The organism is Nevskia sp. (assembly GCF_023266035.1).
GTDB lineage: Bacteria > Pseudomonadota > Gammaproteobacteria > Nevskiales > Nevskiaceae > Nevskia.
Map to the genome: position 1 here is coordinate 1 of NZ_JAHFRY010000139.1, position 12,461 is coordinate 12,461.

The 12,461-nt window shown below is 66.5% G+C and carries 9 protein-coding genes; 2 read left to right on the top strand and 7 right to left on the bottom strand.

What is annotated here, in order from left to right; genetic code table 11:
• Positions 1 to 251 precede the first annotated feature (251 nt).
• From Q0D45_RS18005 to Q0D45_RS18015, 3 genes are all read right to left on the bottom strand, one after another.
• Positions 252 to 1,700, bottom strand: coding sequence for an amidase (locus tag Q0D45_RS18005; protein WP_293396031.1), 1,449 nt, complete (start codon positions 1,698 to 1,700; stop codon positions 252 to 254).
• The gene (locus tag Q0D45_RS18010; protein WP_293396033.1) at positions 1,697 to 3,223 is read right to left on the bottom strand and encodes an amidase; all 1,527 of its coding nucleotides are present in this window, start codon (positions 3,221 to 3,223) and stop codon (positions 1,697 to 1,699) included. Before Q0D45_RS18010 ends, Q0D45_RS18005 begins: the two co-directional genes overlap by 4 nt.
• 89 nt (positions 3,224 to 3,312) lie before the next feature.
• Complete coding sequence (locus Q0D45_RS18015; protein ID WP_293396035.1) at positions 3,313 to 4,320, bottom strand: carbon-nitrogen hydrolase family protein; 1,008 nt, start codon at positions 4,318 to 4,320, stop codon at positions 3,313 to 3,315.
• Between the two features lie 175 nt (positions 4,321 to 4,495).
• Between Q0D45_RS18015 and Q0D45_RS18020 the strand changes: the two genes are divergently transcribed.
• Entirely contained in the window at positions 4,496 to 5,482 is a 987-nt protein-coding gene (locus tag Q0D45_RS18020; RefSeq protein WP_293396037.1) for a helix-turn-helix domain-containing protein, read from the top strand.
• An 83-nt stretch (positions 5,483 to 5,565) separates the two neighbouring features.
• Positions 5,566 to 6,585: an NAD(P)-dependent alcohol dehydrogenase gene (locus Q0D45_RS18025; RefSeq protein WP_293396039.1), complete on the top strand. Its 1,020-nt coding sequence runs from the start codon at positions 5,566 to 5,568 to the stop codon at positions 6,583 to 6,585.
• Positions 6,586 to 6,594: 9 nt separating this feature from the next.
• Here Q0D45_RS18025 and Q0D45_RS18030 read toward each other — a convergent pair whose 3' ends face one another.
• The 4 genes from Q0D45_RS18030 to Q0D45_RS18045 all read right to left on the bottom strand — a co-directional run.
• On the bottom strand, positions 6,595 to 7,206 hold the full coding sequence (locus Q0D45_RS18030) for a hypothetical protein (protein ID WP_293396041.1): 612 nt from the start codon (positions 7,204 to 7,206) through the stop codon (positions 6,595 to 6,597).
• A 36-nt stretch (positions 7,207 to 7,242) separates the two neighbouring features.
• A complete protein-coding gene (locus tag Q0D45_RS18035) occupies positions 7,243 to 9,534 on the bottom strand; it encodes an amidase family protein (protein ID WP_293396043.1) in 2,292 nt (763 codons plus the stop codon).
• 131 nt (positions 9,535 to 9,665) lie between these two features.
• The gene (locus tag Q0D45_RS18040; RefSeq protein ID WP_293396045.1) at positions 9,666 to 10,490 is read right to left on the bottom strand and encodes a hypothetical protein; all 825 of its coding nucleotides are present in this window, start codon (positions 10,488 to 10,490) and stop codon (positions 9,666 to 9,668) included.
• Positions 10,491 to 10,576: 86 nt separating this feature from the next.
• The coding region (locus Q0D45_RS18045) for an amidase family protein (RefSeq protein WP_293396046.1) at positions 10,577 to 12,461 on the bottom strand (1,885 nt) is incomplete at its 5' end.

Sequence of the window (12,461 nt, forward strand, 5' to 3'; positions counted from 1 at the left end):
TTGCCCTGCTGAAGACCTTCCGCTGCTGGCTCGAAGACCACGGCCGCATCGTCGCCGGGCAGGACGCGATCCGCATCGAAGTCCGCGGCGAAGGCATGCGCTACCGCCCGCTCAGCCGCCTGTTCGAGCCCTTCGTGCAGTCAGGCCGCGTGGCGGGCTGCATCGAGGTCGCCTCGCAGCGCGCCCAAGGCGCGCGCTTCATCGTCAGCCTGCGTGCCGGACGAGGCTCAGGCGATCCGAGATCAGGTCGATCAGACCGTCAGCGCTGGCACCAGCGTGTCCGGTGTCAGCTTCGGCTTCTGCCGATACCAGCGCGTCTCGCGCTCGTAAGCCTGGGCCAGCGCCAGGATCTTGCCTTCCGAGAAACGCGGGCCAGCGATCATCAGGCCGATCGGCAGACCGTCGCTGCTGAAGCCGCAGGGGATCGAGATCGCCGGCAGGCCGGTGGCGTTGAACACGCTGCAGTTCGACAAGGCCGATGGATCGCCCGGCTTCGGCTCACGAATGCGCTTGAACATGTCGTTGAGCACCGGCTGCATCTTGCGCATGGTCGGCATCACCACCAGATCGAAGTCGGTGAAGCTGTCGTCGATGGTTCGGCGCAACAGATCGAGCTTCCACTTGGTGCGGATGTAGTCCGGCGCTTTCGGCTCGTCCTTCGCGGCACCTTCGAGGCGCCGGCGGCTGGCCAGCTGGTACTTGCCCGGCGAATCCTTGAACGTCTCTTCGTGCCAGGCCCAGGTCTCGCCGGAATAGCCGAGCGCGCCGATGCTGAGATCGCCGGTGCTCGGCAGGCTCACGTCCTTGATGCCGGCGGTGATCCTGGCCAGCACTTCGAAGGCAATGCCGCAAACCCTGAGGATTTCCGGATGCGTGCCTTCCTTGAAGCCTAGCGGCGCGCCGAGCCGGAAGCCCGACACCGGCTGCTTCAGCGCCGCCACATAGTCCTCTCGCTTGTGCTCGACGCTGGTGATGTCGCGGCGGTCGTAGCCGACCAGCGCGTTGAGCATGATCGCGTTGTCCTCGACGGTGCGGGTCATCGGCCCGCAGTGATCGAGGCACAGGGTCAGCGGCGCGATGCCGCGGATCGGCACCAGGCCGAAAGTCGGCTTCAGACCGACCAGGCTGCAATAGGCGGCCGGATGGCGAATCGAACCCGCGGTGTCGGTGCCGAGCGCGCCATAGCAAAGGTCGGCAGCCACCGCAGCGCCGGAGCCGGAACTGGAGCCACCGGTGTTCAGGTTCAGCGCCCAGGGATTGCGCGCCGCACCCCAGAACGAAGCCTCGCCCGCTCCCATCGCGAACTCGTGCAGGTTGGTCTTGCCGATGATCACCGCGCCGGCCTGCTTCAGGCGGCTGGCGACTGGCGCATCGGCGGGCGGCACCCGGTCTTCCCAGAGCGCGCTGGCCGCCGTGGTGCGGGTGCCGGCGGTGTCGATGTTGTCCTTCAGCGCAATCGGCACGCCGTGCAGCGGGCCTCTGAGCTTGCCGGCTTTCTGCTCGGCATCGAGCTGATCGGCCTGGGCCAGCGCCTTGTCCTTCATCACGGTGATGAAGGCATCGAGCATCGGGTCATAGACGGCGATGCGTGCCAGGCAGGCTTCGGTCAGTTGCCGGGAGCTGACTTCGCCGCTACGCAGCCTGGCGGCGGCTTGAGCGATCGACAGTGCTGCGAGTGCGTCCTGCTTGCTGGTGCTCATGCGCCTTTCACCACGGCCGGCACCGCCGTCTTCGGCGACAGCGAGGGCTTGCGCAGATGCCATTGCGTGGCCTGCTCGTAGGCCTGGGCCAGCGCCAGCACCTTGCCTTCGGAGAACTTCGGCCCGGAGATCATCAAGCCGATCGGCAGGCCGCTCTTGCTGAAGCCGCAGGGCAGCGAGATCGACGGCAGGCCGAAGATGTTGAACGGCGAGCAGTTCGAGGTGACCAGCGGATTGCTCGGCGTGGTGCTGTAGGCGCGGGTGATCAGGTCATCGAGCTTCGGCGCGACGATCCGCTGCGTCGGGCAGACCACCAGATCGAAGCCGTTGAACGAGTCATCGATGGTCCGGCGCAGCAGTTCCAGATCCCACTTGGCGCGCACGTAGTCGGCGGCCTTCGGCGGCGCCGCCAGCGCGGCTTCGAGGCGGCGGCGTTCGGGCAGCATGTACTTGGCCGCCGAACTCTTCACGTACTGCTCGTGATAGGCCATGTACTCGCCGAGCGCGCCGACGCTGGGCCGTGAAGTGATCGACGGCAGATTGGCTTCCTTGCTGCCCTTGGTCAGCTTGTCGAGCAGCGCCACCGCTTCGTCGACGGCCTTGGCGACATCCGGCTCCAGGCCATCGAAGTAGCTCGGCGGCAGGCCGATGCGGAAGCCCGACACCGGCTGGCTGAGCGCGGCGACATAGTCCTCGCGGGCATGTTCGACGCTGGTGATGTCGAGCTTGTCGTAGCCGGCCATGCTGTTCAGCATCAGCGCGCAATCGGCCACCGTGCGCGCCATCGGCCCGCAGTGATCGAGCGACAGCACCAGCGGCAGGATGCCGCGGATCGGCACCAGGCCGTAGGTCGGCTTCAGGCCGACGATGCCGCAATACGAGGCCGGCATGCGCACCGAGCCGCCGGTGTCGGTACCGAGCGCGCCATAGCTCAGGAACGCGGCCAGCGCCGCGCCGGAACCGGACGAGGAACCGCCGGTGTTGTGGGCCAGATTCCAGGGATTGCGCGCCGGCCCGTAGTACGAGGTCTCGCCGCCGCCCATGGCGAATTCCTGCAGGTTGGTCTTGCCGATGACGATCGCGCCGGCCGCCATCAGGCTGGCGACCACCGGCGCATCGACCGTCGGCACGCGATCCTCGAACAGCGCGCTGCCGCCGGTGGTCAGGGTGCCGGCGGTGTCGATGTTGTCCTTGATCGCGATCGGCACGCCGTGCAGCGGGCCGCGGAACTTGCCGGCCTTCTGCTCGGCATCGAGCGCCGCGGCCTGCGCCAGCGCCTGGTCCCTCATCACGGTGATGAAGGCGTCGAGCTTGGGATCGTAGATGTCGATGCGCGAGAGGCAGGCCTGCACCGCCTGTGTTGCCGTGGCCTTGCCGGCGCGGATCGCGGCGGCGACGCCAGTCAGGCTCATCGCCGTCAGCTCGTCGGAATCAGCGGCCAGCGCCGAGCCGAAAGGATTCAGAGCGGTGGACACCGCAGCGCCGCCCAGCAGCGTGTTGAACTCGCGTCTTGTCAGCGCCATCCGGCCGTCCTCGCAAGGGCTGGCCGCGTCGCAGCCGATGAAACCCGTTGCCTGGATGACGGACTGGCGCGAGCGGCACCCTACGTCGGCTAGCTGCCGGTCTCTGGTCCTTCGGCATCCAGCGCATCCTTGTGCGCCGCCACCCGCGTCAGCCGCTGCGGCGAATGCGGGTTGAACACCACCCGCACCACGTCCGGCCGCGAGTAGTGGCCCACCGGGTCCGCTGCCGACTTGGCCAGAGTGATCAGGCTCAGATCGATGTCGGCGATCAGCAGGCCTTCCTGATCCGGCGGCAGCGGCTCGCAGAGCGGGCTGCCATCCGGCCCGAAGATCATCGCCGCGCCGCCGCCAGCCTTCAGCAGCTGGCGCTTCTGCGGCGTATCGCAAAGCAGCTCGACCATCTCCGGCGAGACGATGCCGCAGGACGCCAGCACGAAGCATTGACCTTCCGCCGCGTAGACCTGGCTCAGCGCCGTGTTCAGCGCCGGGCCGAGCGCATAGGCCGCGCCTTCGTAGACGCTGAAGCTCGGCCAGGCGCCGACGTGAATCTGCTCGTGCTGCGAATACATGATGTATTTGTTCAGCGGGTTCAGATGCTCCCAGCAGCACAGCGCACCGAGCCGGCCGATCGCCGTGTCATGGACCTTCAGATCGCTGCCATCGCCCTCGCCGAACACCGTGCGTTCGACATGCGTGGCCTTCAGCTTGCGGCGCGCCGCAATCAACCGGCCCTCGGCATCGATCAGCTGCTGGGCGATGTACAAGCTGCCGGCATCGCGTTCGGTGTAGCCGAGCACGACGACGATGCCGTGTTCGCGCGCCGCGCGCCGAATCCTGTCCATTTCCGGTCCCTCGGCACGCGGCGAGTTCTGGTGATAGCGCTGCACGAACTGCATGCCCCAGGCCGGAGAATCGAGCCAGATCCACCACGGATAACCCGGCAGCCAGCACTCGGGGAAGGCGATGAGCTTGGCGCCGCGTTGTGCGGCTTCCTCGATCAGACGCACGGTTTTTGCGACGCCGGCTTCGAGATCGAGAAAGGCCGGAGCGGCCTGCACGGTGGCGACGCGAATCGGTGACGGGGATAAAAGCGTCATGGTCGGCTCTGGTTCTGGGGTCGGTGACGCAGTTTCGTGCAGAACCGGGGCACGGTCTGGTCCTCAAGGGAACTGCCACTTGTCTGGACAGGAACCTGAACGCCGGAATCGCTGAAGAAGCTTGCGGCAAGCCTCGCTGCGGATGGAGACTGCAAACGGACTTCGAGGTACGCCCATGACTCCATCAGCGATCAATGCCCTGCCGGTGCGCATCGCCTGTGATCGTGTCGAGAAGGCACAGCGCCTCGAGTACTGGCGCGAGATGATCTCGTCCAGCTTCGTGTCGCTGGATTGCGAGCTGCCGCAGTCGGCCGATTTCTCCGGCTCGGTATCGAACGGCGAACTGCGGGACGTGCAGGTTTCGAGAGTCGTCGCCGATGCCCAGCGCGTGGCGCGGACACCGGTGCGGATCCGGCAGAGCCCGGAAGCGTTCTTCCTGCTGAGCTTCCAGCTGCGCGGCAATGGCCGGGTGGTTCAGGGCGAGCGCGATGCGCTGCTGGCACCCGGCGATTTCGCGCTGTACGACAGCACCCGGCCGTACCGGCTGATCTTCGATGAGCCCTTCGAGCAGATCGTGCTGCGCCTGCCACGGGCGCTGGTCAGCCGGCGCATGGCGCGCCCCGAAAGAGTCACGGCGATTCCGTTCCGCTCCGGACGTGCCTCGGCCAGCCTGGCCTTCGGCTTCGTGGCCAGCCTGGCGACCGAACTGCCATCCTTGTCGCCGGCCACGCAGGCGGTGTTCCATCAGGCGCTGATCGACATCCTGGTCGGCACCCTGGCCGAGCCGTTCGAGGGCCCGCAGCATGGCGACAGCGGCCATGGCTTCGGCAGCCGCCACGCGCTGCGCCAGCGCATCCGCCAGTTCATCGAAGACCATCTCGCCCAGCCCGATCTGGACTGCCGACGGATCGCCGAAGCGCACGGCATTTCACCGCGCTACCTGAGCAAGCTGTTTGCCGAGGAAGACCTGCACCTGTCCGAATGGCTGTGGACCCGCAGGCTCGACCGCGCCCGCGCCGCGATCGAAGCTTCGGCGTCGACCGGGCTGTCGATCACCCGCATCGCCTACGAATGGGGCTTCAAGGACCCGGCCCATTTCAGCCGTGCGTTCAAGGCACGCTTCGGCCGGTCGCCATCCGAGCTTCGCGGCGGCTCGCGCTAGGGCAATCCCTTCGAGGCTGGCCTCAGCATCGGCAATCGGTGGATCATGGCGGCCCTGCCCGCACTGTGCCGCCGATCTCCAAGATGACCAACGCCATCCGCATCAAGCTGCCGGCTACGCTCGACAGCCTCACACAAGCCACCGTCGAACCGCGCACGCCGCGCCGCAACGAGGTGCTGGTGAGAGTTCGCGCCAGCTCGCTGAACTACCACGACTACGCCGTGGTGATCGGCGCGCTGAAGCCGGCGGAAGGCCGCATCCCGATGTCCGACGGCGCCGGTGATGTGGTCGCGGTCGGCGAAGAAGTGACTTTGTTCAAGGTCGGCGACAAGGTGCTGAGCACCTTCTATCCCACCTGGCTCGATGGCGAACCGGAACTCGACGGCTTCAGCAGCGTGCCCGGCGACGGCATCGACGGCTATGCCCGCGAGTTCGCGACGGTGCCGGAAACCGCGCTGACCAGGATGCCGGCGAACTACGGCTACGACGAAGCCGCGACCCTGAGCTGCGCCGGCGTCACTGCCTGGCGGGCGCTGGTGGTCAATGGTGGCCTCAAGGCCGGCGACACGGTGCTGGTTCAGGGCAGCGGCGGGGTGTCGATCTTCGCGCTGCAGCTGGCCAAGCTGGCCGGCGCCACGGTGATCGCTACCTCGTCATCGGACGAAAAGCTGGAACGCCTGCGCAAGCTCGGTGCCGATCATCTGATCAACTACAAGTCGACCCCGGAATGGGGCGCGGCGGCGGCGAAGTTCTGCGATCGCGGCGGTGTCGATCACGTGGTCGAAATCGGTGGTGCCGGCACCATGCCGCAGTCGATTCGTGCGATCCGCGCCGGCGGTCACATCGCCCTGATCGGCGTGCTCGCCGGCCGTGAAGGCGTGATCCCGACCTCCGAACTGATGCGCAAGCAGGGCCGGATGATCGGCCTCACCGTTGGCAGCCGCCGTCATCAGCTGGACCTGATCCGCGCGATCGAGGTCAACGGCCTGCGTCCGGTGATCGACAGCCGCTTCCCGCTGCTCGCGCTGGCCGATGCCTTCCGTCATCAGGCCAGCGGCCAGCACTTCGGCAAGATCTGCGTCGCGGTCTCCGACGCAGCCTGAACGGCACCCTCAGGGCCGGCGGAACTTCAGCAACGATGACCGCCGCGCCTTGACGAGTTCAAAGCCGGCGGCCATCAGCTCGCGCCGCAACGGCCGAGACGCGGCGTCGCTGATGACCAGAACGCCGCCGGGCTTCAGAGCCTTCAGCAAGGCGCCGCTGACCACGCTGAGATTCACGGCACCGAGGCTGGCTTCATCGAGCGCCATCGCCCAGATCAGATCGAGCGGCTCCGGCGTGGCGAAGTTCTCGGCCGGCGGGCTGGACGTCCAGTAGCCGTAGACGCCACCCGGATCCTCGCTGGACGACCACAGGTCCGGCGCGGCATGGAGCTGCATTTTCAGCTGGATCGCGAAGACATTGCCGCTGACCGCAGCAGCATCGTCGGCGGTGGTGGACACCCGGTAGACGCGGCCGTCATCGCCGACCTTGCGGGCCAGCAGCAGAGTCACACAGCCATCGTCCGGCGGAAACTCGGCCACCCGGTCGCCGGCCTTGATGCTGGCGAAATGGGCTTGCTTGACCGAGCGGCAATCCGCGTTCGGCGGTGACTCGGCCGCTGTCAGCAACGGCCAGAACGATGTGGCCGCTGCTGCCAGCGCAATGCCGTGTCGAAAGGACATCGACGACGCCAGCCTCACGCCAATCTCAAGCCGGCCTCAAGGCTCCCCAGCCAGCGGCCCGAAGCCAGCCGGCGGCTTGCGCCGATGACTCGCGGCCTCGTAGGCCGAGCCGACCTTGATCAAGGTCGATTCCTCGCCGGGGCCGGCCCAGAAGGCGATGTTGTAGGGCAAGGGGCCGGCTAGCCTGGTCGGCTTGCTGGCTTCGACGCCTTCGTATTTCGTGCCGTCCTTGGCCAGCACGAACGTCGGATCGTAGACCTCGTTGGCGAAGCCGGCCGGCACGAACACCTCGGGGATGCCGAGCATCGCGCCATAACCGAAGCCACCACCACCACCGCCCGGACCGCCGACGGTGGCGCCGCCGATCTTGCCCTGCAGGCTCAGGCTCACCGGATTGACGAAGACATCGATATGGTTCTGCTCGAGCACCTTCATCATCACCATGCGCAAGGTGTCGCGGCGCTTCATCGTGTAAGTGATGGCACCGGTACGGATGTCCATTTCCTTGTTCTCCCAGTTCTTCATCGCCGCTCGGCGCACGTCGTTGAAGTACTTGGCGTTGCTGTTCAGCGAGGCCCAGTCGAACACCCGGGCATCACCGCGCTTCATCAGGTATTCGGCGAACTGGTAGGCGAAGGTGTAGCCGCTCACCGCTTCCGGATCGGGCGGCGGATTGGAGAACACCCGGCGGAAGTTCAGGTTCGTCGGCAACGGCGCGTTATGGGTGGCGACGCTGACCAGATACTTGCGGCTCGCCACGTCCCAGCCGGCAACCTCGAATTCAGGCTTGCCGTCCTTCTTCGACGAAAACACTTCCGGCATATGGAACGGCAGGATCTCGGCGATCGCCTGGTTGAAGTCGAATTCCATGTTCGGAATCGAAGGATCATCCGGGTACTTGGGATCGGTGGACTCGACCAGCTCGGCACCCAGGGCTTTCAGCACTTTCAGCTCGGCGTTGATGCCATCGCTGACCGCGGCATCGGCCGGGCTGTCCTTGACCATCAGCTCGCGGATCACGCCGATGCGCACGCCGGCCAGCGGCTTGGCATTGGAGGGATCGCTGAGCGCGCTGGCGTAGGCGGTCTTCGAAGCGACCCCCCGCGGCAGCGCGGTGTACGGATCGCGGGCATCGAAGTAGCTGCCGGTTCTGGTATCGCGGAAGGCGTCGAGCACCTTGACCGAATCTTTCACCGTGCGGCACATGATGCCGGGGCGATCCTGATAGGGATTGGCGCCGATGCCGCCGCCGTAGGAGATCATGCCCTTGGTCGGCACCACGTTGACCACGCCCTGGTAGTTGGCCGGGCCGCGGCAGGAACCGCCGGTGGTTTCGCAGATCGAGCAGACCACCAGATTGGCGGCCACCGATACGGCCGAGCCGCCGCTGGAGCCGCTGGTGACTCTCTCGGTGTCATAGGGATTGCAGGTCATGCCGCCCCAGGATTCCCGCGAGCCGCCGGCGCCGATGTACGGGCGCAGCACCTTGGCGTCGCCGCCCGGATCGCCGCTGCCGGCGTTGTATTCGGAGTTGTGGGCCTGGGCGTAGACGATCGCGCCGGCCGCGCGCAGGCGGGCGGTCAGGGTCGAATCCTTCGGCGGCACATCCATCGCGTAATTGACGTCGCCGCCGCCGGTGGTGCGCATGTCCTTGGCGTCGTAGACGGCCTTGAACGACATCGGCACGCAGTAGAGCGGCATCGCCTTGAGGTCCGGATTCCTGCCGAACTGCTTGTCCAGTTCGGCAGCACGCTCCAGCGCATCCGGCTGCTTGCGGAAGGCATCGCAGGCCTTCGGGCAGCTCGCCGGCAGGTCGCCGCTGGCGGCATCGCAGCCGGCCTTGCAGGACACCGAGCGCTCGCCGCGCAGGTTCAGGGTTTCCAGCGCATTGACCTGCCCGGCCTTGGGCATGCCGGCGACCATGCCGTACTGCTGCAGCACGGTGGGATCGGACAGGGTCGGCTCCATGCGGCCGTAGTCGGGCTTCATGCCGATGTACTTGTCGAAGTCCGGCACCAGCTTGCTGATCGCCAGGGTTTCGGTCGGAAACTTCAATGCCGATCCAGCCCGCACCGCGCCTTTCGCGGCCGATACCTTGGCACCATCGGCAGTCACCAGCCGGGCGCAGAAGCCGTTGTAGGCCCTGGCGCGGGCGACATAGGCCTCGACGACCTGCCGGCAACTCAGCTCGCCTGAGCGAATGCCGGCGTGGATGTCGTCGATCGTCGCTTCCTGCAGATGGAAGGACTTGTCTGCCGCCTGAGTCGCAGCGGCGCAGAGCGCAGCGGCGACGATGATGAGGACCTGAACCGTTGCACGCACTGACATTGCCGTCTCTCCCGAAGCGTCGACCTGAGTTGCGGACCTGCTGCTGCGCGCTACGGAGACAGCGCGATTACCGGTACTCCCCAGACGACGGACGCCAGCACCGTCCCCCTACCGGTCAGCAGCTCTAATCGTCAGGGCTTGCGAAACTTGAGCAGGAAGCGGTCGGTGCGGTCGTGCATCGCATGCGCCTTGACCGCATGCCGATCGTCCGGGTGATGGAGCAAGGCGCTTTCGGCAACCAACACGAAGCCGGCTGCAAGCATTTCCCGCTGGACCTCGGCGGGGTCGATGCGATGCAGGGTCTCGGTATCGCGCGCGCCGGAGCCGGCCTCGGCGGCGTGGTCTTCGACGATCAGGATGCCGCCCGGTTTCAGCGCGTTAAGCCAAGCCCTGCCGACGGTCTGCAGGTTCGGCGAGCCGAACGCCGGGTTGTGCAGGTCGTGGTAGTTCTCGGAGGTCCAGATCAGGTCCAGAGGCTCGGCCGCCGTGAAGTTCTCGGCAGCCGGGCTCGATGCCCAGTACTCATAGACAGCGCCCGGATCATCGCTGGACGACCACAACTCCGGCGCGGGAACCATGCGCGGCTGCAGGCTCGAGGGGGTGACGTTGCTGCAAGGCTCGCCGACCACGGCTTCCGCAGGCTTGTCGGTCGGTGGAGGGCCCGAACGCTTGAACGGCACGGAGATCGCGTAGACCTGGCCACCGTCGCCAACCAGCTTGCAGAAGATCCGCGTGTAGTAACCGCGGCCGGGCATGAAGTCCGCAAGCTTGTCGCCCGGCTTGATGCCGGCAAAGGCGATGACCTCGGCCGGTCTGCGGTCGGCATCCCGCTGCCGGTCCGAATCGGGCCGGCTCGGATCAGCGACCGCAGCCATCACATGGTCCGACAGGGCCTCCACCGGCGATTCAGCGGCGTGCACGAACTGCGGCAGCAGCGCTGCTGCCGCGACCAGCATCCCTTGCAAGGCACTCCTGCAAGTCTCCGTCGACCTGGTCATCGCGGCACTCGTCGAACTGCCTTGCCGCGGTCAGCGATGGTCTCTCAAGGCTCTCCAGCCAGCGGCCCGAACGCCGCCGGTGCCTTGCGATGATGGGTCGCCGCCTCGTAGGCGGAGGCCACCTTGAACAGTATGCTTTCCTCGCCCGGGCCAGCCCAGAAGGCGATGTCGAACGGCAGCGGGCTGCTTAAGCGGGTCGGCTTGGTGCCGGCGACGCTCTCGTACTTGCTGCCGTCCTTGCTGAGCACGAAGCTCGCCTCGTAGAGCGTGTCGAGAAAGCCGGCCGGCACATGCACTTCGGGAATGCCGAGACGCGCGCCGTAGCCGAAGCCCAGGCGCAGATCGCGGTCCGGTTCGGCGGCGCCACCGATCTTCGCCGGCGGTGTCGACAGCGGCGGGTTGACGAAGACGTCGATCCGGTTCTGCTCCATCACCTTCATCATCACCATGCGCATCGCATCGCGGCGCTTCATCGTGTAGGTGGTGTCGTAGGTCCGGATGTCGATTTCCTTCGCGCCCCAGTTCTTCGCCGCGGTCAGCTTGGCATCGCTGAAGTACTTGGCGTTGGCGTTCAGCGTGTCCCAGTCGTGGATCGTGCTGTCGCCGCGCTCGTTGAGGTACTGCGCCATGTTGAAGCTGAAGCTGTAGCCGGTGACCACGTCGTCGCCACCCGGCGGGTTGCCGATGATCCGCCGCAGGTTCAGCTTCGCCGGCCACGGTGCCTTGTGGTTCGAGGCCGCGACCAGGTACTTGCGGCTGCTGACATCCCAGCCCGGCACTTCGAATTCCGGCTTGCCGTCCTTCTTCCAGGCCAGCACTTCCGGCATGTGAAACGGCAACACTTCAGCCATCGCTTCCTGGAAGCCGAAGGCGAGGTTCGGGATCGACGGATCATCCGGATACTGCGGATCGACGGTCTCGACCAGCTCGGCACCGAGCGCTTTCAGCACCTGCAGCTCGCGATTGATGCCGTCGACGATCGGGCCATCGCTGGCCGCGTGCTTGACCATCAGCTCGCGGACCACGCCGATGCGCAGGCCGGCCAATGGCTGGGCGCTGCCGGCCGGAGTCAGCGCGCTCTTGTACGAGGTCTTGGTGGCGATCACTCGCGGCAGCGAGGTGTAGGGATCGCGGGCATCGAAGTAGCTGCCGGTCTTGCTGTCGCGGAAAGCGTCCATCACGGTGGCGGTATCGGCCACGGTCTTGCAGTGGATGCCGGGACGATCCTGGTAGGGATTGGCGCCGATGGCGCCGCCGAAGGAGATCATGCCCTTGGTCGGCACGAAGTTGACCACGCCGTTGTGGGTGCCCGGATTGCGGCAGGAACCGCCGGTGGTTTCGCAGATCGAGCAGACCACCAGATTGGCCGCCACCGAGGTACCCGAGCCGCCGCTGGAGCCGCCGGTTTCGCGCTCGGTGTCATAGGGATTGCAGGTGGTGCCGCCCCAGCTTTCACGGGCGCCGCCGGTGCCGATCGATGGCTTCTTGACCTTGTTCGCGCCGCCCGGATCGCCGCTGCCGCCGTTGTACTCGGAATTCAGCGCGTGGGCGAAGACGATCGCGCCAGCGCTGCGCATGCGGGCGATCAGGGTGGAATCCTTCGGTGCGGCATCCATCGCGTACTTGGCATCAGCGCCGCCGGTGGAGCGCAGGTCCTTGGCGTCGTAGATCGCCTTGAACGACATCGGCACGCAGTACATCGGCAGCGCCGCCAGGTCCGGATTCTTGCCGTACTGCTTGTCGAGTTCGGCAGCACGCTCGATGGCATCCGGCTGCTGGCGGAAGCTGTCACAGGCCTTCGGGCAACTGGCCGGCAGCGCGCCGGTGGCGCTATCGCATTCGGCCTTGCAGGACACCGAACGCTCGCCGCGGAGATTGATCGTGTCCAGGCCGCTGATCTGCTTGGCGTTCGGGATGCCGGCGACCATG

Excerpts from the sequence above, each read along its gene's own strand:
- Q0D45_RS18005 (WP_293396031.1), bottom strand. The coding sequence starts at position 1,700 with ATGAGCACCAGCAAGCAGGACGCACTCGCAGCACTGTCGATCGCTCAA.
- Q0D45_RS18010 (WP_293396033.1), bottom strand. The coding sequence starts at position 3,223 with ATGGCGCTGACAAGACGCGAGTTCAACACGCTGCTGGGCGGCGCTGCG.
- Q0D45_RS18015 (WP_293396035.1), bottom strand. The coding sequence starts at position 4,320 with ATGACGCTTTTATCCCCGTCACCGATTCGCGTCGCCACCGTGCAGGCC.
- Q0D45_RS18020 (WP_293396037.1), top strand. The coding sequence starts at position 4,496 with ATGACTCCATCAGCGATCAATGCCCTGCCGGTGCGCATCGCCTGTGAT.
- Q0D45_RS18025 (WP_293396039.1), top strand. The coding sequence starts at position 5,566 with ATGACCAACGCCATCCGCATCAAGCTGCCGGCTACGCTCGACAGCCTC.
- Q0D45_RS18030 (WP_293396041.1), bottom strand. The coding sequence starts at position 7,206 with ATGTCCTTTCGACACGGCATTGCGCTGGCAGCAGCGGCCACATCGTTC.
- Q0D45_RS18035 (WP_293396043.1), bottom strand. The coding sequence starts at position 9,534 with ATGTCAGTGCGTGCAACGGTTCAGGTCCTCATCATCGTCGCCGCTGCG.
- Q0D45_RS18040 (WP_293396045.1), bottom strand. The coding sequence starts at position 10,490 with ATGCTGGTCGCGGCAGCAGCGCTGCTGCCGCAGTTCGTGCACGCCGCT.